The following is a 25,964-nucleotide window of genomic DNA, read 5'->3' as shown; positions in this document are numbered from 1 at the left end:
GCAGGTCTTAAACCAAATTTAATATTTGAGGTGTGAGATGAATATCGGTCAGGCATCCAAACATTCGGGCATTTCGGCGAAAATGATTCGCTACTATGAAGAAATCGGTTTACTTGAAGCAGCTCAGCGTTCTGCTTCTGGCTATCGCATCTATTCAGAAACAGACCTTAAAACTTTAAACTTTTTAAAGCATGCTCGAGAGTTAGGTTTTTCATCTGAACAGATGAAAGAGCTTATTTCACTTTGGAAAAATACTGATCGGCATAGTGCAGAGGTGAAAGCCTTAACCGTCAAACACATTGCCGAATTAAAGCAAAAAATTGCCCACCTACAAGAAATGGTTAATATTTTGCAGGCTTCTGCCGATGATTGCTGTGGCGATCAACAGGCTTCTTGTGCCATTTTAGATCATATTGAAAAAGGGGTGGGTGTAAGCTAAATCCCATAAAAATAAAAAGTTAAAATCATGATTTATACAGCTTCTTGTCTTTGTAATGGTGTTCAACTCAGCATTAATGCTGAATTAAATCCCATTATGGTTTGTCATTGTAAGCAATGCCAAAAAGCACAAGGGGCTGCTTTTGCTGCCATCACTCAAGTACAAAAAAGTGATTTAAACATTGTGCAGGGTGAAAACCTGTTACAGGCTTATTTTGCATCACCTAATAAAAAGAGAGTGTTCTGTAAAACTTGTGGTTCACCGATCTGGAGTGAACGTCTAGATAAGCCAGAAGTGGTACGCCTGAGGGTCGGACTTATTAATGAAGAAATATCGACGCCAGTCATCTCTCATGCTTTTGTTAATTCACAAGTGAAGTGGTATCCAATTTGTGATGACGCTCGCCAATATCCAAATGGGGTAGAAAACCCTTAAATATTAAGGATAGATCGTATTTTGTTCATTTGTAAAAAAACGTGAACAAGACTAGTCATGAATAAATAATGTGCTATAACTGTACCTAAGGTAATCGTAATATCTCCTCGATCCACAGGGAAACTTGGGACAGGGCAAAAGATACGATAAGACCTTACATATAGCTAGCAAAGAGCAAACAAGAGTTGGATAGACACAACGCTTACATTGCTCACCGTTGCAGAAAAGCCCGTGAAACGGGCTTTTTTAATGCCTGTAAAAAAGCTATTTCTTATTTGGAAATATCTTATACTTTTAAACTATTTATGAAAAATTAATGTAAAAATAATAAAATATTTCAAATATACAGACTTTTCTGTATTGCAATTTATTTTTATTAAGGGTACATTTGGTTAACGGTTTAAAGTTCAAGTTTAATAATGAACTCATGGTCGTTGTGGGAGATCTAAGAGCCTGCATTTTCCCCAAGATGCGGGTTTTTTTTATGCCTGTAAAAAAGTAAAAATTGTAATCAGCTTAAATAAAAAATATCTAATTTACTGTTATCTAAAATATTTTAATTAGCCTACGATCTAAAGATTGCGTAGGCTTAAAGTTGTGAATACCACTTAGGAACGATATGCCAGACAAGCTTGTGCGCAAGCAAGACATGCTTTAGCACAAACTTGGCAGTGTTTATGGTCATGTTTACTGCATTCTGCTGCACAAAGTTGACAAGCGTTCGCACAAAGTTGCATGGCTGATTCTGCTAGCTCAGAGTTTCTTAGTTCTAAAGACGTACAAAGTTGGCAGGTTTCTACACATGTCATGCAATGCTTAATACAGTCACGCATCATACTTACATGTTCTTCTTGCAAACATGCAGCTGCACATGTTTTGCAGGCAATCATACATTCAATGCAGGCTTGAATTGAGGTAGAGGCATTACAAAATAAAGAAGAGTTGGTTTCTTGTTGAGTTTCCATAAAAGTTCTCCTGTCGAAGACTATTATTAAAAAACAGAATATTGTTATCTCTTTTCATTTTATAAAATCATTTCTTTGCTAGGTGAGTTTGAAATGAAAGGTCTACAAACGCTCAATAGGGCTTAACCTCGTATAAGAATGTTACATCTAGCTACTTCAGTTATAAATTTCAAAACTACCTGCCTAGCATTAGATTTAAAATTTGATTCGATATAATACTTTTGGCTAATTTCTTATTGTGTGAAAATTGTGCAAATTATCAGTGTGAACTTTAAGGGCACACGAAATGGAAAACGTTAATCAATTTGCTCACGGAGCTGAGCATGAAGTCCACATACATTGCAAACGATCATTAAGCACTTTAATACTGAGTATGCTCGTATTAATTACAACTGGTCGTTAAAAGAAAAAGCACCTAAGGGTGCTTTTTCTATATGAGTTTAAAGTAAATGCCTTCACTTAAGAGTCTATAAAGCCACGCCGTTTTTTGTAGGCTTTACGGTCATAAGAAGGGATGTTTGATTGCTGGAGATCAATCGCGAGTTGTTTCTTGCGTTGAAACTGAACTTCACTTAGAAGAGCAGCATAAATTTTGGGACGATCAGTTTTAAACTTTTCTACATCCAACGGAATCGTATCTTCATTCTTAACAATGTACAGCACAGAGCCATTGCCATTCGTTTCATAAACCGTCCAACCAACTCGTACAATGTAGAGTCCGGTTTTCTGATTCTTGCCTAAATAAGATTTAAAACCATCTGGATGAGGGCGAACATAAGCATTCATCATGCATCCTCCATCATCTGATTTATTTGATGAAAGCGACAATCAAAGAATTGATGGGGAACGGGACATCATATTCAGTAAAATCACGATTTCTAGTTGTTTATATATTGATCAATTTTCAAATTTCAAGTCAGAAAAAAGCGTTTATTAAATAAGCTGAATAAGAAATAAATATTAAAAATAACGGCTTATTTTTCTGTGAAAAAAAGCTTGATTTAAGTGTTTAGCGAGCATAAAAAATAGCGCTTATTCTAGGTTTATGTGATCGATTTTGCATATTTAAAATTATTGAAATAGTAAGTGAATTTGTAGTCAGGTGGAGTTAATTGTTTGTTTTAAAATTAAAAAAATAAACTTCAATATTTCTTGTTACAACCATTATGTCGACAATAGATATTCCTTTTTGACATATTTCGCCTGGCATAACTAAAGAGTTCGTTGCCTATGGTGTCATTTATGTTTATTGGACTTGTGGTCACCATTTTGTTGACTCCAGGCCCAACAAATACATTGTTAGCCTCGGCTGGAATACAAGCGGGGGTGAAGCAGTCTCTTAAACTTATTCCTGCTGAAGTGATGGGTTATCTCATTGCAATTACTTCATGGGGTATTTTGCTTGAGTCAGTTTCACATTTTATCCCTTGGCTTCCTGCCTTATTAAAGTTAATAAGTGCAACTTTTATTCTCTACCTTGCATTTAAACTTTGGATAACATCAACAAATGACATCAAATTAGACAGCCCACTGATTACACCTAAGGCTTTATTTGTTGCAACACTTTTAAACCCTAAAGCTTTACTCTTTGCTTCTGCTATTTTTCCACATGCAGCATGGGAAGTGCTTCACGTTTATTTTGTGCATATTGCTATTTTTTTATCATTAATTACACCCATTGCATTTTTATGGATTGCTTTTGGAACAGTATTAATTTCAAACAAAGTAACTTGGTTAAACCAACGTAATTTACAACGTACGGCTGCATTTATTTTAACTTTTTTTGCGATGCCAATCGGCTATTCTGCGATTAGCTCATTTTAAACTTAACCCTTTATTTATATTAAAAAATTTAATTTTTAGGAGATTTTCATGACAAGATTAAAAGTAATTATCAAGGATCAGTTTGATAAAGAATCAATTGCTTTGGCAAAAGTTAGACCCATGAATGATCACGCGCTCGAACTTCATAAAAGTGTTGAACATATTGAAATTAATGATGATATTATTTTACCCAATATGGATTTGCTCTATGAAAACCCTAAAGACGGCAAAATTTATCAGTTAATTGGTCCATTCAGTGAGGAATAACTCTTAAATTAAATTTAACAATAACCATGAGCAGAGTTTGTATTTTGTATGGTCTTAATAGAAGTCATTTAGTTAAGAGATGGTGAAAATTAAGCCAAACTAACGTATAGACACAATTAAAATATTGAACATCTAAAATGGTTATGGGACTATGCCTGTGTAAAAGTGTGACCTAATCCACATTTTTGCATTTCAGGATTAAGTGGATTTCACTAAGCCCATTCCTTCAATGAGAAGTAGGAGTGGGCTTTTTTTATTCTTTGAATGTCTCATCTAGAGCTTGTTGAACAGCTTCAATACGTGATTTACATGCTTTATAAGCTGTAATAGATTCTTCAACAATCTTCATTAAATTATCGATATCCGGGCTTTCCTGAGATTCAAGTAATTCGGCATTTTTCTTCAAAATGTCATGACCATCTTTAAACGTTAACTCTTCATTCTTCATTTGGAATTACCTGCATAATGTTGGCTTCAACCACACCATCTCGCATCTCAATAGCAATTGCGGGGCTTGAAATTTGATGTATAGAGCGAATCGCTTTTCCTTCGGATCTGACAATTGCATAGCCCTTGGCTTGGACCTGTTTAGGGTTTTGCAAAAGAATTTCCTTCATTAAAGATTCGATTTGGGCTAATGAAAATTTAACTTGTTGCTGTGAGCTAAACTGAATACGTTCTTTCATCTGGTCAAGCAAACGATGTGCCGAGCTAAGTTGACTCTGTGCCGAAGATTTAATGTGATGAAGCAGTTGATCATTTTTGCTTTGATAGGTTGTGATTTGATGCTGAGAAAGTAGCTTAATCGTTTGCAGACTATCTACTGCTTCTTGTACGCGTTCAACAATGTGGTTTCGGATACCAGCAATGACTTTACTTGGTGTATCAAATGAGCGATGGGCAATTTCATCAAGAATAGTACGGTCTTTTTCATGACCAATACCTACCCAAATGGGTACACTACGTTTGCAAAGTAGAGCGGCAAGTTCATAATCATTTAAATAAGCTAAATCATTTACCGATCCACCACCGCGAATAATCACAATCAAATCAGGTGGAAAGTTAAAGGTGCTGGCCCATTGTCTTAAACCTGAACCTAAGGATTCAATCAAACTGGTTGCAGCCGTGTTTCCTTGAAAAGTAGCGGTGTGATACACAAAATGGCAAACCCCATTTCGCTCAAGTGCATCTGCATCTTTTTTAAAGTCACCAAGGCCCGCAGCATTTTGAGGGGCAATGACTAAAACATTTTGAATATCAAAGGGAGTGGGAAGAAGTTTATTTTTATGGATTAAACCTTCTTGAGTAAGTCGTTCAATAATTTGCTGATAACGTTTAGCAATTTCACCCAACGTAAAGCTTGAGTCAATCTCTTCAATATTGACAGAAAATCCATATTGAGGATCAAAACGTGCTCTAATTTTGATGAGTACATTTAAGTCACTTGAAATCTCAATCCCAGTTTCACGTTCAAACTTTAAAACAATTTTACTCGCTGAAAATTTCCAGATTGTGGCTTTACAGCTTGCAATGACTTTATCCGTCTCTGCATCTTTTTCTGCGAGCTCTAAATAGTAATGGCCGCCCTTAATATTTAAATTTCGAATTTCTGCTTTTACCCAAACTGGCTCATCAAAAGCCACACGTATGACTTCCTGAACTGTGCCGAGATATTCACTAAGGGAAAACTGAGGTTCAGACATACGAACTAAAAATTAAAGGGCCAAACTAGATAGTATAAAAGCCATCCAACCAAGGCAATTGCTGTCTATGAATATCGGGTTCTATTTAAAATAAATACAACAATTTAAAGAATTAAAAATTGAAAGTGATAAGTGAATTTAGACTGAATGGTTAAAATGAAAAAATAATAAAAAGAGAATTGTTAATAATTACAACCGATTAAAAAATAAAGTTTGCTTTATAAAATATATGAGCGTATAAAGCTTACTTCCAATTGCGGGGTGGAGCAGTCTGGTAGCTCGTCGGGCTCATAACCCGAAGGTCGTTGGTTCAAATCCGACTCCCGCATCCAAAAATATTATGCTCTGTGATGTACCACTTTTCATAATACGAAAATTATGAAAAGCAATTAGCTTATAAATAACCCTATATAAAGCTAAATATTAAATTCTAGACGAAATGTCCATACCCTAAATCTAGCGTTCTAATTACATACCGTAAAATCACATGAGCTCAGTGATGAGTGAATGATTGTGAATATAGTAAATGAGTGGCACATTGCCACAGCCGTAAATGGCAATGAAATTAATGTGAGGATTGTTCCTCATGTGCGTAAACAAAACTCTCTCGATGGTTATCGTTGGGTCGAAGTCGGTAAAAAAATTCAACTTCAATCTGGTGAAGAAATTGAGTTAAACCAAGATGGTAAAAGCTTCTATACCGGGTTTAATCAACTTTATCGTTTAAATACATATTGTTGATAAAACCATGGTAATAAAGCGAGAAAACCTATCTCTTTTAAAGGAGATAGGTTTTTTTATGTCTACAGGTTGTATAAATAATTAAAGTTATAAAAGGCTGTAATGATTAAAAAAGCTCATATTATTATTTTAATTATATTTAATAACTAAATTAGCCTGCTCGCCAGAACTGGCGACCCATAACCTTAAAGTTTTTACCGTTCTCTTCTGTTACGCGTCGGTCTCTAAATTTTTCATTTAAGCTATGCAAAATTAAAGAGCCATCTGCCTCTTTAAAAATCTGTTTAATCATTCCTTCGCCAGCAAAGTAAACCGCATAAATCTCGCCATCAATGACTTCTGTTTGAGAGATATCAATACCCACCAAATCACCGTCTTTAATGTAGTCGGTCATGCTATCGCCTTTAGCTTTAATAATACGCATGCATTCTTGAGCAACGCGTTTTTCTTTAAAGAATGAAGCAGGGAATGGAATTTTTCCATTAATAGCATCAAAGTGAAATTCAATAGATTCACCAGTCCCACAAGAAAAGTTAGCTTCTACGACTTCAATCCAAACATATTGATCGGTAGATTCTGCACTCACCACAGTCGGGCTTAATACATCACTTTCTCTAAAAGAATCTTCAGTATTCCCAGTCGTTAACCAATAACCATCCACTCCTAAAAATTGGGCAATTAAAGGAAGAAATGCAGATTTTAAATTTTTCCCTGACTCTAAAGCCTGATAGGCAGGTTGTGACATCTTTACAGCTTCTGCCACTTCAGCCTGAGTTTTTTTGGCTTTAATTCTAGAGTCTTTTAAACGGTCTTTAAGAGCCATAATGGTTACACCAGTAAACTTATAACAAATATATAACTTAAGTTATATCTAGTAAAACAACTATAGTTATTGACTAATAATAACTATAGTTATAATATCAGTTGTATCTCAAGATGAATAGAGAAAATTTAAGTGGTGCCTAAGTCACTATTTATCGCTTTATCAAAGCTTTGAGATGGAAGCTAAATTTATTTTGTTTCTACAGGTAGCAGAATAAAAGGGAGATAGCTCAATTATTATTTGCAAACAGGCTATCAAAACAAAAATTGGAATAAAAAAAAGCCCGATTCCGTGGATCAGGCTTAATGTTCGTCGATAAAGGGTATCAAGAACATGAAGAATTTAACAAAGATTGTGAGACCTAACAAAAGTTTCCGATATACGGCAAAGCCTTATATGAACTTTTTGGTCAAAAAATTAAGACGTGTAAAAAGCTTAAATCCACAAAATTTAATACTTTTTTACATTTTTAGAAAAGGAAATATTTGTTTATAAATTAGTGGCTTAATTGCATATAGTTTGGTTCTTTATGATTGTTGTACCAGATGAAACGTTTCGAACACACATTTGTAGCCATAGCTTAGCTATATTGCTCAAAGAATGTATCAAAACCTCAAGAATAACAAACGATAAAGACGCCTTACTAACGAGTACATTGAGTTGGAGATAGTGAATGACTACAGCAATGCAGAACAGAGCTAAACAACTTAAAAATGCAAAACGTGGAGGGTATATCCCGACAATTGCCAAAGACGTAAACAAATATAAGGTACAAAAAATAAAAAGGGCACTTGAGGAGGCCAAGCAGATTGTAAATGAGCTTGAAGATGACGCATTCGAATTCGATGATCAAGTCTCTATGCAAAAAGCGATTGGTGCAATCACAGTGATTGAGTTGATTGAACAAGCCTTAAACGGTGCACACTAACAGGCTTTAGCATACAAACATTTTTTCTCGGACCCCTGAAATAAATGGGGTCAAGGATAAGTTCGTCTTGCAATTTAGCGCTGCTTTAAAGCGTTAGTGTTTTTTATTGACTGTAATAAAGAAAACGAAAGGGATTAATAAACATTGAAAACCACAAGCTGGTCAACGTGATGAGTTTTCAAGTTTTATCCTTTAAAGCAGGACAAAGTCATGGAAACAGTTTCTAGCAGTGGGTTAGCCACATTTTTAAATTTTTATAGTATTGCAATTATGGTGGCTCTGGCAGTCAGCTTAGTTGTCGCGGTTGTATTAATGATGCGTTTTCCTCGTTCTCCAGAAGAATGGATTGTTGCTCTCATCTGTACAGTAGTTTCAAGCCTGACAGGCGGCTCATTCATTATTATGAAATGGAACCTGCATGAATGGGTATCCGATATTTGGGGAATGATCACCCTATCTGGATTTTTCTTCATCTGTGGTTTACCGGGCTGGGCTATTGTGAGATGGATATTTAACTTCATCAATAAACAAGAAGGTAAAACGATTGTAGAGGTCATTAAAGACCTAAAAAAAGCAAAAGATGATCTCCAAAATAGCTAAAGACAGCTTTAAATATAAAGGTAGAATAAAATGAATATTGATCAATACTTAGAAAAAATTATCAGCCGAGAAGGCGGATATGTTAACCATCCATCAGATCATGGCCATGCGACTAAATTTGGCATTACAGAAGCAGTCGCTCGATCGAACGGATATCAAGGCAACATGCAAGACTTGCCCTTAAGTGTCGCCAAATCTATTTATAAGCAAAAATACTGGTTTGAACCCCAGTTTGACCAGATTAATGCAATTAGCCCAGCTATTGCAGAAGAGCTACTGGATACAGCTATAAATTGTGGCGTCAATTTTACTAAGCCTTTATTACAACGTGCTTTAAATCTGCTGAATAAGCAGGGGAAGGAAGGTTGGCCAAATCTTGTGGTAGATGGTCAGTACGGACCTCTTACTTTGCAAGCACTAGCTACGTACTTAAATAGACGTAATAAAGAGGGAGAAAAAGTATTCGTGCGCATTTTAAATATTATGCAAGGGCAGCATTATATTGAAATTACAGAGAACAATCCTAACTACGAAGATTTCTTCTACGGTTGGATATTAAACAGAGTAACACTCTAAAAATGCGTTAGAAAAGAACATGTTTAAAGATCTAATGAGTTAAAAAGCCTAACCACGAGTTAAGGCTTTTTAACAAATAATAGGTCGAGCAATGCTTTATTGTGCGATAAGTAAAATGGCAAGTAGAAAGAAAATAGCACCACTAATTTTATTGAGAATCGAGAAATTATTTCCAGCCAACATCTTCTCTTTAAAAATCGAAGAAAAATTTGCGTAAACTAAATGAATTAAAAAACCAATAAAACAAAAGGTTAAAGAAAGAATTAAAAATTGATTTAAAATCTCTTTCTTGATATCAATAAATTGAGGGAAGAGTGCGATAAAAAATACGATTGTTTTAGGATTAAGCAAAGATGCAAATAGGCCCTGATAAAACAATTTAGATTTACTTACAGCTTTATCTTTTTGTTGATCGGTCATTAACTCTTGGGTTGCAAGTTTTTTAGTGAAGTTTTTATATCCGAGATACATTAGATAAAATGCACCAATAAACTTTAGAACCATAAAAATAGTAGGGTTACTGGTAATAATAAGTCCTACACCGCTGGCAGAAATTACAGCAATCACAAACATACCAATAATTAAACCACTTATTCCAAACAAAGCAGTTTTAACACCATAGTTAATTGAATTTGTGACAGTAAATAAAACTCCCGGTCCTGGGCTTAATAGGGTAAGAAATGCTATTGTTATAAATACTAAAAGACCGCTCACGCTGATATATCCTATTTATCAATTGAGGCAAGATTGTGCGGTTACTTTAAATGAGAAAATAATCGTTGTATACAGAAGGTTATGTATATTTAAGCCTTAAATAGATTAAATATTTAAAATATAGATTTGTATAAATAAATAGGGCATATAAAACTATAAAAGTGAAAGCAACATAAACACACAACGTTAAAAATTGAGCATGTTAGTATACTAAGTCTATACCTCAAGAAATCTATAGTATGACGAAAAATGAACGGCAGTTTAAATCTGGCGAGTTTCAATTTTCCTTTTTAGCGTTTAAATATTGGGGTATATGGTTTTTAGCTTTTATTCTAATGTTATTTGCGATGTTACCATGGGCTATTCAATGGCGCCTTGCTGATTTTCTATCAAAAATAGCGTGGAAATCTCTAAGTTCTCGAAGAAAAACGACACTACGTAATTTACAAGCATGTTTTCCAGAAAAAACACCTTTGCAAATTGAAGCAAAAGCTAAACAGGTTTTTGTTGATACTTTAACGGGTGTATTTGAAGCTCTAAATGCTTGGTATTGTCCAAATTGGTTTAAAAGCCGTGTCCATATAGATGGTTTAGAAAATTTAACCAATAATCAGGAAAATGGCGTACTTTTATTAGGTACACACAGTACGCTTTTAGATGCAGGTGGAGCGGCGTGTACTTTATTCTTTAATATGGACGTGGTTTACCGACCTCAAAACAATCCGTTTTTAGATTTTCTGATTCATCGTAGTCGTGCGCGAGTGTATAAAAACCAAATTGCTCGAGACAACATGCGTGGACTCATACAAAACCTTAAACATGGTCATGCGATATGGTATAGCCCAGATCAGGATTTTGGCTTAAAACAAGGGGTCATGGCATCATTTTTCGGTATTCAAGCCGCTACTGTTACAGCGCATCGCAGACTAATGGATATCTCAAAAGCAGCAGCCGTGCCTTTATATTTTTACCGTAGTGGTAATATTCGTAATCCGCAATATCATGTTTTAGTAGAACCTAAATTAGAAAATTTCCCGAGTGGCTGTGAAGTCAGTGACGCTGAAAGGGTAAACAAGATTATTGAAAACCAAATTCGCATTGCCCCTACACAATACATGTGGTTTCATCGACGCTTTAAAACACGTCCTGCTGGTGAACAGAAATTCTATTAATGGCGTCAGTAACTCAAGAATTAAAAGTACTTCTTTCAATTAAAATATAGAATATTAGATTTTTAATTGAAAGGATCTTTAATCAAATCAAGATGAAAGATGTTGAGTCAACACTATAAAATTTTTCTTGCTTTAATTATTTTGAATATCGATTGCAAATGATTTTGAAGCGTGTATAGTCGAGCATAACTAACAAAATATTCTTGTCATCATAAATTTCTATTTCGCAGTTTTATTTATAAGTCTTCGGTTCATTCAGATATTTAAGTTTTCACGTCTATTTTTTAGTTAAATTGGTTTCCCCAATAATAAGTTATAATATTTTAAAATTTAGGATAAATATATGTCTACTTCTACTGGTACAGTAAAATGGTTCAATGAAACTAAAGGTTTTGGTTTTATTGCGGCTGATGAAGGTAAGGATATTTTCGCTCATTTTACCGATATTCAAACACAAGGTTTTAAGGTTCTCTTAGAAGGCCAACGTGTTGAGTTTACTGTAGTACAGGGTAAAAAAGGCCCACAAGCTTCAAATATTGTGATTCTTCAGAATTCATAACTTCATAGAGCGACTAGAGTTGTTTTAAATATATTATTTAAATAGAATATGTTTAAGGCTAAAGCGCTTTAGAAGAGTTTAAAAACCCACTCTATCTTGTGGGTTTTTTATAAGTTTTAATTAAACTTATCTTTAAAAATAAAAAGCAGAATAAAAATATGCTCTTAAAAGTGCTTCTAAATTTTTTTAAAATATAAGTAATTAGGTGTATGGTACTAAAATGGATATTTGTATTGGCGGTATTTTAGACGGTCAAAAGATAGAAAATCATAATGATGTTTTTAAGATAGAAGAGCACTATTCGGACAATAGCTCTCAGTATGTTAAACAGCATTTCCACCTATTTGGAAAAATTTTTACCTTTTGGGTGTGCGAAGATATTGATTTACAACAGGCAATCAGAAAAGCCGAGAGAATTTTAGCGAATAAGAAAGAAACTCTTTAGTTGTTTGAACTAGAACACTTCCGTGCCTTAATTTGGTTTAAAGATTTTCTTATTAAGTAATAGATATTTTTTATATTAGCTTAATAGAATTCGTTACAGAATTTTTTACAATACTCTTGTATATGTTACACAGCTTAACATTTTTTTGTGGTATTTACTAACAATAGTAATACATTAGGCTTAATCTAAAGTTGTTTTATTTATTGCGCGAATAAAACAAAACCCACTTTAATAATATATCTTATTAAAGTGGGTTCTTTATTCAGACGGTCATCATTAATTCAATATACATAATTAAATTATAGATAATATTTGTTGTTATAAACCTCTCTTAAGAAAGGAAAACATTTTAAATGTTAAGTGCAGTACAACCTAATATTTGTTTTATTGGCAGTAGTAATCTAGCTTTAGCGTTAATAGGAGGGTTGGTTTTAAAAGGATTTAAAAAAGAAAAAATACACCTCATTGAAGAGAAAAAGATTAATGATACAAATGCTTTAAAGCAAAAAGAAAATGGACTAAAAAAAGCTGAAATTGTTGTTTTGCTACTAGAGCCTAAACAGTTAAAAGAGACACTTATACCGCTAAAAAAATGGTTAGCTAGTAAAATTATAGTTTCTATGATGGCGGGAGTAGATATTGCAAACTTGACTCGTTTTACGGGTTCGAAAAAAATTGTTCGCGTAATTTCAAATCCACCTGTGCTGACGCATACGGGGACACATGTGCTTATTGCTTCAGAGCAAATGGACCAGCTTGATAAAGACCTAATCGAAATGCTGTACTCTGCAACGGGTCAGACTTTTTGGGCGCCGTCTGAAACGCAGTCAGACGCAATTATTGCTTTGTCTGGTTCGGGGCCAGCTTACTTTTTCTATATTTTAGACAGCATGATCAAGACAGGGGTTTCTTTAGGGCTTGATAAACAATTTGCTCTAGATTTAGCACTCCAAGCGGCTAGTGGTGCAGTTGAAATGGTCCGTAAAAGTAATGTCCCGCCAGCGGATCTGTGTGGTAAGGTGACCTTGGCTAACGGGATTACCGAATCAGCACTCAGAATGTTTGAGCTAGGAAATGTATCTGATGATATACGTTTAGCTATGAAGGCCGCATATCATCGTAGTAAAGAAATCACTTCAGAAATTATTACTGAGGTGAGTTAGCACTTCTTTAGCAAACTAGGCCTTTAAAAAGTATTCCCAAATCACGAAGCCTAAGCCAAACCCAATAAAAGAGTAGAGGGTAATAATAAAGAATACAAAACTGGCCTTATTTTTTTTCTTCAAAATGTTCATGGCGATGCCTCCAATTCAGATTAATTACATTTTGAAGAATTGAAGACTGTAATCATAGATACAGAATTTTTTAAAAAAAATATAACAGAGCTATGATCTGTTATATTTTCTAGGTTCTATCTTAATAAAGATTTTTAAATCAATAAATTAAGGAATTATCTCTAAGTGTTTAACTCTTCTATTCGATTAACATTAAATCGGCTGTATTAGCAGATTTGAGAGGGCGTAGAGCAAATGTCGAACGGGTGTGGCGTATTCCTTTAATTGAATAAAGCTTCTTTCTTAAAAATCGTTCGTAATGGTCAGCATCTTTGACTGCTACTTTAACCAGATAATCATAGTCACCTGTGACGAGATGCGCTTCCACTACTTCAGGTATATCTGCTAATGCTTCACTGAAATTTTCTAGCATTTCGTCATCATGGCGCTCTAAAGTAATTTCAATAAAAAAGACTTCATGAATGCCAATCGCTTTTTGGTTTACGTTTACCGTATATCCTTCAATAATTTTTAAAGTTTCTAGACGTTTCAGTCGTGTCCAGCATGGAGAAGATGAAAGACCTACTTCTTCGGCCAGTTGAGCAACGGTTAAACGGCCATTTCCACGTAATGCAGATAAAATTTTCCGATCTATACGATCTAGTGTGTATTCTGTTCTGTTCAAAATATAAACCAAAGAAGAATCTTCTGATAAAAATCAATATACTTCATTTTTATGCTGTGAATGTTTAAAAATTTTAAAAAATACAGGAAACATTTTGAGTCAAAGGTACATACACTATTTCTATGCATCGGACCTTTCTGGATAGAGGTTGGGATGGAGCAAAGAGCACTGTTTCAGTAAGGGTGACTAAACAGTGCTCTTTGCGGATTTCTTATAAATTGTTAGATCGACTTTTATGAATGGGCATAACGTATTAAAATAAATCAAATAATAACTTTTATTTATCAATTGAAGAAAAACTAATCATTATTTTTTATCTAACTTTTCCTTTAATGTAATTCCATTACAAAGGAGGAGCAAGGTTATGATCACCCAGCATGATATAAATCAAAAACAATATCAAAATAAATCTCTCGACTATTTAAATAGCCAAGCTCATTCTGAAGGGGTTGAATTTAATAAATTTATTAATGAAATTCAGAAAATTGAAAAGGCTGTAGTCCTTGATTTAGGCTGTGGTGGGGGGCATGTTTCCTACAATGTTGCTCCGCATGCCGACCTTGTTTTTGCTTACGATTTATCTCATGAAATGTTAGACACCGTTTCTAAGACCGCTAGCCAACGCAAATTAAAAAATATCTTTGTGCAGCAGGGCATTGCTGAGGACATGCCTTTTAGTGATCAGCAATTTGATGTGGTCATTAGCCGATATTCTGCGCATCACTGGCAACATGTTCCGACTGCCATGAAAGAAGTAAACCGCGTGCTTAAGCCTGATGGTATTGTTATTTTTGTAGACATTATTAGCTCTAGCTCGCCCATATTAGATACTTTTTTACAGACCATCGAAACTATTCGAGACCCAAGCCATGTACGAAACTATAGTGTGAAAGAGTGGGTCTATTTTATTGAAGATGCAGGCTTTGACTTAGTCGGCTTAGACAAACAAACGCTTTCGTTAGACTTTGATAGTTGGGTAAAGCGCATGAAAACGCCTGAAGATCAAATCAAAACTTTACGTTATTTGCAGGAAGGTTCCTCAGACCTCGTGAAGAAATATTTCAAAATTCAAAATGACGGTAGCTTTGAAAGCCATGTGGGTTATTTTGTCTTTAAGAAATTAGGGTTTTAACGTGGTGTCATGAATAAGGGTTTTAGTAGATTAGAAATGGATTAAATATCACTAAAACTCTGTTTTCGGATAACTCGAATAATATTAAAGATGGTTATAAAACAGATTTAATATCATTTATTTGTTAAAACTTAATCACACAATTTTTGTAAGGTGATTAAGTATTCAAAAGAGAGGAGGGTTATCCCATTTTCTTTATTATTAATAGACACTTATAAATAATTATTATTTAATACGCCCGCAATATTATCACTAATACTTTTAAAAACTTTGTCGGGGAAATAATGCGTAATTTTTTAGTAACGATTTTCACTCTATTCGTCGGAACATCAATTTATGCTGCTCAAGAATCTAAAAGTCTTGTAGGGCAAACACAATGCGAGAAAACAGTAGAACTGCATGGTTTTTTAAGCCGTGCTCAACTTGATTGTAATTATCATTATTCATCAGAGGCACTAATTCATGAAGCTGAAAAATGCACTAAACATGAGTTAGGTGATAAATATGGTAAAGAAGTCATGAGATTCGGCATGAATCAATTTGAAGAACGGAAGAAAGAAGATACAAAAGGTCAATTATGTAGTAGGGTTTTAAAAGAATTTCCAAACTATATTAAAAAATAAAAAATAAGATTTTAAAAACCGATTCTAGCAAGCCGATAAAATGGATTTAATTATCCATTTTATCGGTGTATCACCAAATATAATCTGCTAATTACATTAGAAAATAAATCTACTCATTACCACATTGATATTTAAAATCACTCTTATTATTCTCTGCGATAGAACGGAAGAGGGACGCTTAGTGCGTGCCATTTGCTAGATGGCTGGTCTGTCAACCCACTTTTGTTCTTTCATCATGATTTCATAAATGAATTAATTGTTTTTAAAAATAGTCTGAATAATATTTATAGCTTTTGAATAGTTATTAAAAGGAATAGTCTTTTTAGAGAGTTGAGCATTACTACTCAGAGATTTTTCTAAACGTTTATCAAAACTATATGAAAACCGAATTAGCTCAATTGTATTTTTTAAAGTTTCTTTAGGTCTTTTGCCTGTAGCTACAGACTTTAAGTAACGTTGTAAAAGCCTTATTGTTCTTAAATAAAAAGGAACTTCCATTTTTAAAATTAAAGAGCATTCAAGAAGTAATGGAAGTAAGCGTTTATCGTAAGCTCCTTCTACAATCCAGCTATCTTGTAAGGCGATTTCTTGAGTACCACTTGAGATTGTTTCTTCCGAATTCTTTACAAACTCAGTTCCACTTATATTCCAGTAGATCTCATCAAACCCATAAGTTGATATCTTTAATTCATCAGCTAATTTCTTAGTGATAGTTGTTTTACCAGCGCCAGAAGGGCCTACAATACAAATTTTCATGGTTTATCTTTTTAAAGGGATATTTCAAAAAAATGGTTATAAATAGAAACTAGACTAAAGTTTATAAGTCACTCATCTGTTTTATCAAAGCTTAATAATTTTATTTTGTACAATAAAAACTCAATTATAATTCCGACTTGAAGGAAATAAACTCATGAAAAAACTTTTATTCATTTGTCTAATCGGTTTAGCAGTTACACAGGTTAATGCTCATTCTGGGGGTACAAACTCTAAAGGATGTCATACGAATAGTAAAACTGGTGACCATCATTGTCATTAAATAAGGGTATGAAAGAGTAAGCTGATTTCTGGTTTACTCTTTTTTAATATCTTTAGTTTTGTATTTTTTATGAATAATAAGAGGAAAAAGAATGGAAATGATAATGGGAGTATTTGGCTTATTGGTTTTATTTTTAATATTAAGTAAAAAACATAAGAAGAAAAATCTCACTGGTGAAAGATCAATAGTCTATTTGGTTGATGTTGTTGGGGAGCAATCCTATCAAGCAAATTTAAGAAAGATTGCTGGGCCTAAACAAGAAAAGTCAAAATATGTAGAAGTAATGGCTAGAGTTGTCTCTGAACCTTTTAATGCTTATGACAAGAACGCAGTTAAAATTGAAATTAACGGTTTAACCGTTGGCTATTTAAGTAGGGAGGATGCCAAACTATTAGCTGGTAAAGTGATAAATAAGACAGTGCCAGCTTTAATTAATGGTGGTTGGCTTGATAACGATAGTGAAGGTAGCTATGGCGTCAAACTCGGTATTCAAAGGCTTAATGAATTAATATAACGAAGTACATTTTTAAGTTTACCTTACATTTTTAAATCTAAAAAATAAAAGTATTCTCTAAGGTATTAATAAATCTTTTTACTCATGTTTTTAAAGCTTTATTTCTAGCCAATATCACATTGACACCTAAAACCCCTCCGATTATGCTTTGCGTGCTGGTCACATTGCCAGTCGATTTTGACAGATCGATTTAACACACAAGACATCAAAAAGTTCTCTTTTTGGTGGCGAACTCGTTCGTCCCCCTTCGTAGCGGTAGGGCGAGGGAGGGACGCCTTGTGCGTGCTGATTCTTGTGTGTCAGTCTGTCAACCTTCTCTCGTTCTACCACCATAATCATTTGACAGTGATCTGGTAGAACTTCTTTACACACAAGGAGTCTGCTATGCATACTATTTCTTCTTTATTGGCCGTTGCCAAAGTCTCTCTATTCATACCGCTTGAACAATCTTTAAAGCGGTTTAACCGACTCTAGGTTTTCTACAACCTTAGCTCGTTACGACTAAAAAAATCATAGCAACAATAAAACCTGAGATAGCTTAGGCACATTTTTGTGGTGCTTTTGCATGCCTGTTTTTAGCACTCATTTTAAGAGTGACGGCATTTCTATCTCTTTTAGATACAACAAAAATTATTTAAACGGTATTCCTATGCCAAATTTAGAATCTTCATTTAGAGCACTCAGAGTGCTTCACACTGCAAAAGACTTATTTAATCAATATGGGTTTCATAAGGTCGGAGTCGACCAAATTATTGCAGAGGCCAAAGTTGCCAAGGCTACTTTTTACAACGACTTTCACTCAAAAGCACGACTCATCGAGATGTGTCTCACTTTTCAAAAAGACGCGCTCAAAGTAAAAGTGTTTTCCATTATTAATTCTTACCGTGAGCAAATGGTGCTCGATAAACTTAAGCAGATTTATCTTTTACATGCCGACTTAGATGGCTTTTATCATTTACCCTTTAAAGCAATTTTTGAAATAGAAAAGCTCTACCCAGTTGCCTATAAAGTTGTGATTGATTATAGAAACTGGTTGGTTAGCGAAATCTATAAGGTGCTTTTAACCTTAAAATCTACGGCTTCACTCCAAGATGCTTACATGTTCTTATTTATGATTGATGGGGCAATGGTTCAGCTTTTAGATAAAAATGTGTTAGATGAAAGCGGTCGGTTGTTGGATTATTTCTTTTTAAATTTTGCTTAAGCGACAAAACTTATCTAAGAAAAAGCCTCCAAACAAAGGAGGCTTTTCATTCTAAATAAAAGTAGTTGTTTAGCTTAATGTCGCCGGTTTTGCAGCCTGTGCCATTCCTTCAAAGTATTGAACGGCAGGCGAACGAGCCATATAGGCTAAAGCTTGCTCGGTGTCTCCCTCATGAATTGGGTTAAATTTTGGAGAAACCCATCTTAACGTCGCTTTCCACAAATATTTAATGGTTGGTAAGTTGTCTGAGCGAGTCGCAGTTTTTTCAAATTCACGAATAATTTTGAAGTAGCCACGGCGCATCAATTTTTGAATATCTTCGTGCTCTAAATCTTGTTTACCTAAACTACGAGCAAAGTCAGCAAGGAAATAAATAAACAGTGGGAAAACAGCAGCCATAATCACTTGGCGCGACACATAAAAACCAAACTTGTTTGTTAAAAGGTGCTCAAATAAATCGTAGGCAACACAGCGATGTTCCACTTCTTCAGCCAAATGCCAACGGAACAAATCTGCCATAGCAGGGTCAGCTTGGTCCCAAGATTTACTGTCCAGCGTCCATTGACCAATGGTTCCCGTAAAGTGCTCGATTGCAGCAATCACACCTACTCGGAAAAGTAACCAATATTCATCAAGCTTTTCGCCTTTTAAAAAGGGTATGCCGAGCGGTTTGTCACCCAATAAAATGTTAAAAACAAAATGGGCACGGTTGAGTGTTTCTTGAATGTCGTAACCATTTTCACGTAAGAAGTCCTGTGCTTTTTCATGCGCACGTGCATGAGCAGCTTCTTGGCGGACAAATCCAATCACTTCTTGTTTTAGGGTTTCATCGGTAATTAAGGGCAGGGTTTTATTAAACACACGGCAAAACCAAAACTCACCAGCTGGCAAGAGCATGTTAATGCCATTGGCTACATGCGAGCATAGCGGATCATTCGGCATCCAACAGACGGATGAATCGGTAAAATCGAAATGTACCTTTCTGGCTTTAAGCTGATGATTCCCTGTGATCATATACGTCACCTTATTCATAATTGTTCATTTAATGCGAATGCACAATTTTTAGCACTAAGTAAAAACGATCACCATGTGCTTAAGGGACAAAATGAACCACAAAAAGGTTTGTAGAGATAAAAGCAGCTCCGTTAAAGACTAGTTAAATTTGAAATAAAACGAGGTTAAGTTTTATTTATTTTAAATATGAGATAAATAAAAAAAGGCTCCTTTATAAAAAGGAGCCTTAGTTTTAGATTTTAGTAATAAACTAATTTTATTTTATTAGTAAAAAATAGCTTATTTAAAAAAGCTAACTCTTTTATAGTTATATTTAGAAGTCTAGATCGCTTGCCACTGATCTTTAACTTCCTCTGAATTTTTATTCAGAATAACCTGGTCTTCTTTTACTTCCCCAATCCATCCTGTAGGAATAAGGTGATGTTGACCACTTTCGTCTCGGGTAAGCTTTAACTGATTTTCACCTTCGAGGTGATCGACTGTTCCTACTTTAGTGCCACAAGAAGCAATAACATCTGCGTGTTTTTTAATATCATTAATATTTAAAGTGTTCATTTTAGACCTCTTCTGTAGAAATAGAAAAACGGTAAGAACTAAATTACTTTAAATAATGAACTAAATGTTGAGTTTTTAATAAACCTTACATGATCGGTTTATAAGTTCACTTAATGGGTGTATTTGAATAACAATGAAATAATTAGATATAAAACTAATAATATTTATCTTTTTATTACAATTTATATGTTTATTTAAACAGAAGTATTTAGATATGGTTAAATCAAGTCTTATAAATAATTATTTGCAATGAATATTAAAATACCTATAAATATGACGATATTAAGTATATTGAGTGAATTTGAAGCTGCCTTAGCTGAAGATAAAAGTAAGCTTCGTATAGATTTGCTCAATCAATTGGTAAGTTTAACTCACAATTTGCCTCACCCAGCTTCTGGCCAAACCTATCAACGTTGGCAACTTTTTGCTCAGATTGCTGGAGTTGACTTAAGTTTAGCTAAGCTTTTTGAGTCTCATTGCGATGCTTTAAGCATTTTGAGGGAATTGGGTTATCAACAACAAATAGATGACCAGACTTGGGCTGTTTGGGCAGCAGACGGTGGACCAGCGCCATTACAAGTGGAAGATAGTCTTTGTAATGGCATCAAGCTTTGGTGCTCTGGTGCGGAATTTATTTATAAAGCTTTAATGAGTTATAAGGACCCGCAAGGCCAAGCGCAGCTTTGTATTGTTGACTTAAGTCATCCATCCATTACGACCGATTTAAACCACTGGCATGCTGTAGGCATGCACGCAACACAGACTGCACGAGTTCGTTTCGAGAATACGCCTGTTCAGATGGTTGGTCAGCCAAACAGTTATTTAAAACGCCCAGGTTTTTGGCATGGTGCAGCAGGTGTTGCGGCCTGTTGGTTTGGTGCCGCCGTTGGTTTAGCTGGTTTTTTACAAGAAAGTTGTCAGGTCAGTCCGAATCCTTTTAAAAAACTGTACTTGGGAGAGGTCGCTCATCAATTAGAAATCACTAAGCAATATTTTCAATATGTTGCTGAACTGATTGACAGCAAACCCATGCTCAATCATGAGCGGGAAATACGAATATTACGTGCCCAAACAGAACAATGTTGTCTGAGTGTGGTTGAGCGAGTAGGCAAAGCATTAGGTGCTCGTCCTTTTTGTGAGGATGCCACATTTGCTCAGCTCATGGCTGATCTGCCCGTGTTTATACGGCAAAGTCATGCTGCTTTTGACTATGAACAAATTGCAGAACTCTGTGTATCGGAGCAAAGCCTATGGGAACTTTAAAACATCCTTTGGTTGAAGACCGCGTTATTTTTGGTGAGGGTACGGCCAAAGAGCAATGGTTAAAGGCATTTCAAGAGCATCCATTAGCGCCTTTAGATCTTGATTTATTTCGTTCAAAAAGGGTCGTAATTATCGCTCCACATCCTGATGATGAAATACTTGGCTGTGGCGGATTAATGCAGCAGCTTATTGCACTGAACTGTAAGATCCTAATTTTAGCAGTGAGTAACGGCACACAAAGCCATCCTAACTCTACAAAATATCCTCCGGATCAGCTCAATATTCTTCGCCCGCAAGAAAGCTTGGTAGCCTTAAATTGTCTAGGGGGAGCAAAGTCAACCGAGCATATAGAGCTTAATTTGTTAGATGGTCAGATCCATTTGCAAACCGAACAACTTTGGCAGAGTTTAGACCAGTTGGTTCAAGCTGACGATATTCTAATTTGTAGCTATGAATTTGATGGTCACCCAGACCATGAAGCAGTAGGTAAAACCGTACAAGCCTATGCAACCGCTAAGCAACTACTCTGTTTACACGTATTAATTTGGGCTTGGCATTGGGCAGAGCCTTTAGACCCACGCATTGATTGGCACCGAGCAAAAGCCTACCGCTTAACCGAAGAACAGCTAACAAAAAAACATCAAGCAATTTTGCAGTTTAAAACCCAACTTGAAGCAGATGAAACGACAGGTAATGCTGCGGTTCTCTCTCCAAGTGCGATTAAACGTCTTTTAATGCCTTATGAGGTTTATTTGAGTGATTCATTCTCGCGTGTACTTTGAAGATTTATATCGGCATAACAGTGATCCATGGGGTTATGACGCTCACTGGTATGAAGCTCGTAAAAGACAAATTTGTCTTGCACTGCTGACAAAACCCCGCTATTCAAAGGTGCTAGAAGTGGGCTGTTCAAATGGACATTTAAGTTTTCATTTGGCACAAAGAGCTGAGGAGTTAGTGTGTATAGACATCTCTGAGTGTGCTGTTCGCTTGGCTTCCGAGCGTTTAAAAGAATTTGAGCATGTCATTGTTGAAAACAGAAAAATACCCGAAGACTACTCGATTCAAAAATTTGACCTAATTTTAATTAGTGAGATGGCCTATTACTTATCCAAGGATGAATTGCATCAGTTTATTGAAAAGTTAAAGCATAGTTTAAATGATGATGGCGAGATTCTGTGTTGTCACTGGCGTCATGAAATTCAAGATTTTGAGTTAAACGCCGAACAAGTCCATCAAGCTTTTCAGCAACATTTCCCATTTCATCATTACCTCAGCTTAAACGACCCAGACTTTATGATTGATCTGTGGACGGCGAATACTTCCTCTTTAGCTCAGCAGGAAAAACTAAGATGAAAATAGGTATCGTCATTCCAGCACATAACGAAGAGCACTATCTATCTGCCTGTTTGCAATCTATTCAGGTCGCCATAGATAATATTTCTGGTTATGAGGTAGAAGTGCTTGTTGTACTCGATAACTGTACAGATCAGTCGCGGTTGATTGTACAAAGCCATCAAATCAATTGGATTGAATGCAACTATGCATGTGTAGGGCAAGCGAGGGATTTGGGAATCCGTCATTTAATCAGGCGTGGCGTCACTTGGATTGCATGTACTGATGCAGACACCGTGGTGAGTCCAGATTGGCTGCGCTATCAAATTCAGCATCAACCCACAGATGCAATTTGCGGCACTGTGACGCTAGATGATTTTAGTCATCTCTCTATAACGAAACAGCAGAAATATTTAGCGCACTATAAAGATCAGATGGATCACGCGCATATTCATGGCGCAAATTTAAGTTTTAGTGCAGAGGTCTATCTTTTGGTTGGTGGCTTTGAGCCTATCTCATGTCATGAGGATGTATCTCTAATCAAAAAATTGATCCATCATTGTTGTAATATTACTTGGAGCAATCTGGTTCGAGTAACCACAAGTAGCCGTTTAAATGGACGCGCACCTCAAGGTTTGTCGTACTTTTTAAATAATCTCTAATGACCTAAATCATCACTTCGCCCAATATCGAAATATTCTTTAAATTTTTAGGGTCATATTTAATATTAATAATTCTACCGACTTTATATTTATAGTGATCTTGCTTAGCAATAAGCACCTTTAGATTTTCAGTAATGACTTGGTCTTGCTCAGTTTGGAATTTTAATTTGATATAACATAAAGGGCGATATTGCACCTTAGCTAATGAGTCTTGAAAATATACGACCTCGGCAGAAGTCATCTTTCCTCGTTTATAAATCAAAAATCTTTGAACCTGACTTTTAAGAAAAAATGTCCAAGCAATATAGATAAAGAATAAGCTGAACCAGACCACTCCAATAAAAGTTAAAAAGTCAGAAAATTTCACTCAATACAACCAAAAGCCTTCGTTTAGCACATTATTCTAAAGGAGCTGATAGCTTCGATCTACTTTCTAGAATCAATCTTAAACATAAATAGGCAAGGGGGTGAAATTAAGCAATTCGATTTAAATTTGAGTGGGTATATAACTTAGTTGTTGTATTTATGACTACATATGTAAACAAACCTTATTATAAATGTCCTTAACCCCTAAAATTCTAGAAAAGAAAGTTTTAAGGTGTATAGGTTTGGATTTTTTAAATTTTTTCCGTGATATTCGGGGTGAGTTAAGCCAATATCCTTGGCTAGAGATGTTTGTTTCACTCACTATTTTGATTTTATTTGCAGCAATAGCAAATTTTATTGCTAAACGCATTATTGTTCGGGGCGTTCGTCATTTAGTCACAAAACTCAAATCTCCGAATCAATCTATTTTTGCTCAGCATAGCGTTATAAAGAAATTTGCAAATATTGTTCCTGCCGTTGTGATTATGAACGGTATTGCAACGGTTCCTCATCTATCTCCGAAGTTTATTGCTTTTGTGGAGATGGGCGCGCAAGCATTCATTTTTCTTACACTCGCGCTTACGATCAGCGAACTATTAAATATCTTTAACCTTATTTATCAGCGTAATCCGAAATCTAGAAATAAGCCGATTAAAGGTTACTTACAACTGGTTAAACTCATTTTATTTGTTGTGTGTGGCCTCATGATTTTGGGAACATTCCTTAAAAAGGATGTGTTCACTTTACTTGCAGGTTTTGGTGCAATGGCAGCGGTATTAATGCTGGTTTTCCAAAACACCATTTTGTCTTTGGTGGCGAGTGTACAAATTGCCTCTTATGACATGGTGCGTATTGGCGACTGGATTGAAATGCCATCACTCAATGCAGATGGCGATGTAATTGATATTTCACTGCATACTGTAACTGTTCAAAATTTTGATAAAACCTATACCACCATTCCAACCAATAAGCTCGTGACCGATACTTTTAAAAACTGGCGAGGCATGAGTAATTCAGGTTGCCGTCGAATGAAGCGCTCACTTTTCATCGACCAAAGTAGCGTTCATTTCATGAGTGATGAAGAGCAACAAAAGCTCAAAGACTTTTTGTTGTTAGATCAATACTTAAATGCAAAGAACTCTGAAATTGAAGAATTCAATAAGCATTTAAGCAATCAATCTCGTTACAACAAGCGCCGTCTAACCAATATTGGTACATTTAGAGCCTATGTTGAATTTTACTTACGTCAGCACAAGGGTATTGCTCAAAATCAAACCATTATTGTCCGTCAGTTACAGCCGACAAGCCAAGGGTTGCCGTTAGAAATTTATGCATTTACCAACACGATTGCGTGGGTTTCTTATGAAGCGATTCAGTCAGATATTTTTGACCATTTAATTGCGATTCTTCCCGAATTTGGTTTACGTGTTTACCAAGCACCTTCGGGTCATGATTTGCAAAGATTAACGGCAGAAATTCACCCCAGTTAAGTTTTAAGCTGTAAATAACAGCGCCTAAACTATTTTAAAAAAGCTCCCAGACGGGGGCTTTTTTTACTCATACTCTTCACAAAAGATTAGCCGGCAAACCAAATATTCTGATGATCACACATGGGACTCAAATGCTTAATACGTAGATTGTCTTGCTCAAAATCACCAATATTTCCAGTAATATCTAATCTATTGCCTAAGCCGATCTGCTGACCTTTATAACTTAAAGTGTTTTTTTCATCATCCCACTGAGCAGTATGTTCAGGGAAGACAATGAGTATATCCTTCACATAAAGACATCCTTGCTTTAACTCTAAATTTCCTTTTAAGCGTGCTGAACCAGAAACGCCATTAAACTGATAGACTGGGAGTTTTACAGCATCGGGACCATCGTCTGCTTCTTGTTGATGACATCCTGCAACAAGGGCAAATACCATGGTGTAAATCACTTTATTATAGATACCCAATTTTGTTCCTATAGGGGTTTTCATATATTTGATAGTAATTGACTAAAGTTACATATCAATCTTTAGATTGTTAAAGAAGATTTCATCCCATTACCGCTCGAACTTCAAAGTTGAAGTCCAAATGAGTTTATTTATGGGGGATGAAATTTTTGG

General features: G+C 35.3%; 35 protein-coding genes and 1 tRNA gene. 23 read left to right on the top strand and 13 right to left on the bottom strand.

All coding sequences use genetic code 11. The features are described from left to right. Positions 1-37: 37 nt before the first annotated feature. Together cueR and ACYU0V_RS11960 are read left to right on the top strand one after the other, a co-directional pair. On the top strand, positions 38-439 hold the full coding sequence (gene cueR / locus ACYU0V_RS11965; RefSeq protein WP_001020650.1) for a Cu(I)-responsive transcriptional regulator: 402 nt from the start codon (positions 38-40) through the stop codon (positions 437-439). 27 nt (positions 440-466) lie between these two features. After that, positions 467-874, top strand: a complete 408-nt coding sequence (locus ACYU0V_RS11960; RefSeq protein ID WP_033850543.1) for a GFA family protein — start codon at positions 467-469, stop codon at positions 872-874. A gap of 608 nt (positions 875-1,482) precedes the next feature. On the opposite strand, the gene ACYU0V_RS11955 is transcribed toward ACYU0V_RS11960, so the two are convergent. Together ACYU0V_RS11955 and ACYU0V_RS11950 are read right to left on the bottom strand one after the other, a co-directional pair. Further along, positions 1,483-1,839, bottom strand: coding sequence for a four-helix bundle copper-binding protein (locus ACYU0V_RS11955; RefSeq protein ID WP_033850541.1), 357 nt, complete (start codon positions 1,837-1,839; stop codon positions 1,483-1,485). 459 nt (positions 1,840-2,298) lie between these two features. Beyond that, positions 2,299-2,628 (bottom strand): hypothetical protein, encoded by a 330-nt coding sequence (locus ACYU0V_RS11950; protein WP_005070242.1) that lies wholly within the window; start codon positions 2,626-2,628, stop codon positions 2,299-2,301. A 441-nt stretch (positions 2,629-3,069) separates the two neighbouring features. Between ACYU0V_RS11950 and ACYU0V_RS11945 the strand changes: the two genes are divergently transcribed. After that, positions 3,070-3,663 (top strand): LysE family translocator, encoded by a 594-nt coding sequence (locus ACYU0V_RS11945; RefSeq protein WP_033850539.1) that lies wholly within the window; start codon positions 3,070-3,072, stop codon positions 3,661-3,663. A gap of 48 nt (positions 3,664-3,711) precedes the next feature. Further along, positions 3,712-3,930, top strand: a complete 219-nt coding sequence (locus tag ACYU0V_RS11940) for a hypothetical protein (protein WP_016141649.1) — start codon at positions 3,712-3,714, stop codon at positions 3,928-3,930. Between the two features lie 253 nt (positions 3,931-4,183). On the opposite strand, the gene xseB is transcribed toward ACYU0V_RS11940, so the two are convergent. Continuing rightward, positions 4,184-4,378 (bottom strand): exodeoxyribonuclease VII small subunit, encoded by a 195-nt coding sequence (gene xseB, locus ACYU0V_RS11935; RefSeq protein ID WP_002119890.1) that lies wholly within the window; start codon positions 4,376-4,378, stop codon positions 4,184-4,186. Continuing rightward, entirely contained in the window at positions 4,368-5,633 is a 1,266-nt protein-coding gene (gene xseA, locus ACYU0V_RS11930) for an exodeoxyribonuclease VII large subunit (protein ID WP_461847591.1), read from the bottom strand. The genes xseB and xseA overlap by 11 nt, the downstream gene beginning before the upstream one ends. Before the next feature lie 255 nt (positions 5,634-5,888). On the opposite strand from xseA, the gene ACYU0V_RS11925 reads away from it, so the two are divergent. Both ACYU0V_RS11925 and ACYU0V_RS11920 read left to right on the top strand, forming a co-directional pair. Next, positions 5,889-5,965, top strand: a tRNA-Met gene (locus ACYU0V_RS11925). Between the two features lie 175 nt (positions 5,966-6,140). Next, positions 6,141-6,374, top strand: a complete 234-nt coding sequence (locus tag ACYU0V_RS11920; RefSeq protein WP_005070233.1) for a hypothetical protein — start codon at positions 6,141-6,143, stop codon at positions 6,372-6,374. A 151-nt stretch (positions 6,375-6,525) separates the two neighbouring features. Here the strand turns inward: ACYU0V_RS11920 and ACYU0V_RS11915 are convergent, their stop codons facing one another. Further along, complete coding sequence (locus tag ACYU0V_RS11915; RefSeq protein ID WP_017481391.1) at positions 6,526-7,197, bottom strand: XRE family transcriptional regulator; 672 nt, start codon at positions 7,195-7,197, stop codon at positions 6,526-6,528. Between the two features lie 673 nt (positions 7,198-7,870). Here ACYU0V_RS11915 and ACYU0V_RS11910 point away from each other — a divergent pair. The 3 genes from ACYU0V_RS11910 to ACYU0V_RS11900 all read left to right on the top strand — a co-directional run bounded on the left by ACYU0V_RS11910 (position 7,871) and on the right by ACYU0V_RS11900 (position 9,301). Further along, positions 7,871-8,125 carry a hypothetical protein gene (locus ACYU0V_RS11910; RefSeq protein ID WP_002119927.1) on the top strand — a complete coding sequence of 85 codons (255 nt, stop codon included), beginning with the start codon at positions 7,871-7,873 and terminating at the stop codon, positions 8,123-8,125. Positions 8,126-8,335: 210 nt separating this feature from the next. Then, positions 8,336-8,725 carry a hypothetical protein gene (locus ACYU0V_RS11905; RefSeq protein ID WP_461847590.1) on the top strand — a complete coding sequence of 130 codons (390 nt, stop codon included), beginning with the start codon at positions 8,336-8,338 and terminating at the stop codon, positions 8,723-8,725. 30 nt (positions 8,726-8,755) lie between these two features. Continuing rightward, a complete protein-coding gene (locus ACYU0V_RS11900) occupies positions 8,756-9,301 on the top strand; it encodes a glycoside hydrolase family 108 protein (RefSeq protein WP_304395310.1) in 546 nt (181 codons plus the stop codon). A 96-nt stretch (positions 9,302-9,397) separates the two neighbouring features. Here the strand turns inward: ACYU0V_RS11900 and ACYU0V_RS11895 are convergent, their stop codons facing one another. Then, positions 9,398-10,015, bottom strand: coding sequence for a LysE family translocator (locus tag ACYU0V_RS11895; protein ID WP_461847589.1), 618 nt, complete (start codon positions 10,013-10,015; stop codon positions 9,398-9,400). Between the two features lie 239 nt (positions 10,016-10,254). On the opposite strand from ACYU0V_RS11895, the gene ACYU0V_RS11890 reads away from it, so the two are divergent. From ACYU0V_RS11890 to ACYU0V_RS11875, 4 genes are all read left to right on the top strand, one after another. After that, complete coding sequence (locus ACYU0V_RS11890) at positions 10,255-11,187, top strand: LpxL/LpxP family acyltransferase (protein ID WP_130118621.1); 933 nt, start codon at positions 10,255-10,257, stop codon at positions 11,185-11,187. A 343-nt stretch (positions 11,188-11,530) separates the two neighbouring features. Continuing rightward, a complete protein-coding gene (locus tag ACYU0V_RS11885) occupies positions 11,531-11,746 on the top strand; it encodes a cold-shock protein (RefSeq protein WP_005070223.1) in 216 nt (71 codons plus the stop codon). A 220-nt stretch (positions 11,747-11,966) separates the two neighbouring features. Continuing rightward, positions 11,967-12,191: a hypothetical protein gene (locus tag ACYU0V_RS11880; protein WP_002117453.1), complete on the top strand. Its 225-nt coding sequence runs from the start codon at positions 11,967-11,969 to the stop codon at positions 12,189-12,191. A gap of 353 nt (positions 12,192-12,544) precedes the next feature. Then, a complete protein-coding gene (locus tag ACYU0V_RS11875; RefSeq protein ID WP_017403101.1) occupies positions 12,545-13,354 on the top strand; it encodes a pyrroline-5-carboxylate reductase family protein in 810 nt (269 codons plus the stop codon). Between the two features lie 15 nt (positions 13,355-13,369). Here ACYU0V_RS11875 and ACYU0V_RS11870 read toward each other — a convergent pair whose 3' ends face one another. Together ACYU0V_RS11870 and ACYU0V_RS11865 are read right to left on the bottom strand one after the other, a co-directional pair. Next, on the bottom strand, positions 13,370-13,486 hold the full coding sequence (locus tag ACYU0V_RS11870; RefSeq protein WP_002117441.1) for a hypothetical protein: 117 nt from the start codon (positions 13,484-13,486) through the stop codon (positions 13,370-13,372). Between the two features lie 178 nt (positions 13,487-13,664). Then, the gene (locus ACYU0V_RS11865; RefSeq protein ID WP_031944142.1) at positions 13,665-14,150 is read right to left on the bottom strand and encodes an Lrp/AsnC family transcriptional regulator; all 486 of its coding nucleotides are present in this window, start codon (positions 14,148-14,150) and stop codon (positions 13,665-13,667) included. Positions 14,151-14,514: 364 nt separating this feature from the next. On the opposite strand from ACYU0V_RS11865, the gene ACYU0V_RS11860 reads away from it, so the two are divergent. Together ACYU0V_RS11860 and ACYU0V_RS11855 are read left to right on the top strand one after the other, a co-directional pair. Beyond that, positions 14,515-15,282 carry a class I SAM-dependent methyltransferase gene (locus tag ACYU0V_RS11860; protein ID WP_014206235.1) on the top strand — a complete coding sequence of 256 codons (768 nt, stop codon included), beginning with the start codon at positions 14,515-14,517 and terminating at the stop codon, positions 15,280-15,282. 284 nt (positions 15,283-15,566) lie between these two features. Further along, positions 15,567-15,905 carry a hypothetical protein gene (locus ACYU0V_RS11855; protein WP_060465949.1) on the top strand — a complete coding sequence of 113 codons (339 nt, stop codon included), beginning with the start codon at positions 15,567-15,569 and terminating at the stop codon, positions 15,903-15,905. Between the two features lie 252 nt (positions 15,906-16,157). On the opposite strand, the gene ACYU0V_RS11850 is transcribed toward ACYU0V_RS11855, so the two are convergent. Then, the gene (locus ACYU0V_RS11850) at positions 16,158-16,661 is read right to left on the bottom strand and encodes an AAA family ATPase (protein ID WP_461847588.1); all 504 of its coding nucleotides are present in this window, start codon (positions 16,659-16,661) and stop codon (positions 16,158-16,160) included. A gap of 154 nt (positions 16,662-16,815) precedes the next feature. On the opposite strand from ACYU0V_RS11850, the gene ACYU0V_RS11845 reads away from it, so the two are divergent. From ACYU0V_RS11845 to ACYU0V_RS11835, 3 genes are all read left to right on the top strand, one after another. After that, on the top strand, positions 16,816-16,941 hold the full coding sequence (locus tag ACYU0V_RS11845; RefSeq protein ID WP_005076872.1) for a YHYH domain-containing protein: 126 nt from the start codon (positions 16,816-16,818) through the stop codon (positions 16,939-16,941). Positions 16,942-17,032: 91 nt separating this feature from the next. Continuing rightward, positions 17,033-17,455, top strand: coding sequence for a hypothetical protein (locus ACYU0V_RS11840; protein WP_461847585.1), 423 nt, complete (start codon positions 17,033-17,035; stop codon positions 17,453-17,455). Positions 17,456-18,104: 649 nt separating this feature from the next. Then, the gene (locus ACYU0V_RS11835; protein WP_461847584.1) at positions 18,105-18,659 is read left to right on the top strand and encodes a TetR/AcrR family transcriptional regulator; all 555 of its coding nucleotides are present in this window, start codon (positions 18,105-18,107) and stop codon (positions 18,657-18,659) included. Positions 18,660-18,728: 69 nt separating this feature from the next. On the opposite strand, the gene ACYU0V_RS11830 is transcribed toward ACYU0V_RS11835, so the two are convergent. Both ACYU0V_RS11830 and ACYU0V_RS11825 read right to left on the bottom strand, forming a co-directional pair. After that, positions 18,729-19,673 (bottom strand): metal-dependent hydrolase, encoded by a 945-nt coding sequence (locus tag ACYU0V_RS11830; protein WP_271649527.1) that lies wholly within the window; start codon positions 19,671-19,673, stop codon positions 18,729-18,731. 321 nt (positions 19,674-19,994) lie between these two features. Continuing rightward, positions 19,995-20,228 carry a DUF2171 domain-containing protein gene (locus ACYU0V_RS11825; protein WP_014206240.1) on the bottom strand — a complete coding sequence of 78 codons (234 nt, stop codon included), beginning with the start codon at positions 20,226-20,228 and terminating at the stop codon, positions 19,995-19,997. Positions 20,229-20,477: 249 nt separating this feature from the next. Here ACYU0V_RS11825 and ACYU0V_RS11820 point away from each other — a divergent pair, with 249 nt between their 5' ends. The 4 genes from ACYU0V_RS11820 to ACYU0V_RS11805 are packed head-to-tail and all read left to right on the top strand — an operon-like array spanning position 20,478 to position 23,488. Next, complete coding sequence (locus tag ACYU0V_RS11820; RefSeq protein ID WP_461847582.1) at positions 20,478-21,491, top strand: acyl-CoA dehydrogenase family protein; 1,014 nt, start codon at positions 20,478-20,480, stop codon at positions 21,489-21,491. Then, the gene (locus ACYU0V_RS11815; protein WP_461847580.1) at positions 21,479-22,273 is read left to right on the top strand and encodes a PIG-L deacetylase family protein; all 795 of its coding nucleotides are present in this window, start codon (positions 21,479-21,481) and stop codon (positions 22,271-22,273) included. The genes ACYU0V_RS11820 and ACYU0V_RS11815 overlap by 13 nt, the downstream gene beginning before the upstream one ends. Next, positions 22,248-22,847 (top strand): class I SAM-dependent methyltransferase, encoded by a 600-nt coding sequence (locus ACYU0V_RS11810; RefSeq protein WP_461847578.1) that lies wholly within the window; start codon positions 22,248-22,250, stop codon positions 22,845-22,847. The genes ACYU0V_RS11815 and ACYU0V_RS11810 overlap by 26 nt, the downstream gene beginning before the upstream one ends. After that, a complete protein-coding gene (locus tag ACYU0V_RS11805; protein ID WP_032003976.1) occupies positions 22,844-23,488 on the top strand; it encodes a glycosyltransferase family 2 protein in 645 nt (214 codons plus the stop codon). Before ACYU0V_RS11810 ends, ACYU0V_RS11805 begins: the two co-directional genes overlap by 4 nt. 4 nt (positions 23,489-23,492) lie before the next feature. Here the strand turns inward: ACYU0V_RS11805 and ACYU0V_RS11800 are convergent, their stop codons facing one another. Next, complete coding sequence (locus ACYU0V_RS11800; protein WP_199992775.1) at positions 23,493-23,855, bottom strand: DUF3592 domain-containing protein; 363 nt, start codon at positions 23,853-23,855, stop codon at positions 23,493-23,495. Between the two features lie 241 nt (positions 23,856-24,096). Between ACYU0V_RS11800 and ACYU0V_RS11795 the strand changes: the two genes are divergently transcribed. After that, entirely contained in the window at positions 24,097-25,344 is a 1,248-nt protein-coding gene (locus ACYU0V_RS11795; RefSeq protein WP_032003974.1) for a mechanosensitive ion channel family protein, read from the top strand. 86 nt (positions 25,345-25,430) lie between these two features. Here the strand turns inward: ACYU0V_RS11795 and ACYU0V_RS11790 are convergent, their stop codons facing one another. After that, a complete protein-coding gene (locus tag ACYU0V_RS11790; RefSeq protein ID WP_086266327.1) occupies positions 25,431-25,835 on the bottom strand; it encodes a hypothetical protein in 405 nt (134 codons plus the stop codon). Positions 25,836-25,964: the final 129 nt, after the last annotated feature.

It is taken from the genome of Acinetobacter sp. X9 (assembly GCF_054889255.1).
This window is presented reverse-complemented; position numbering and strand designations above follow the sequence as displayed.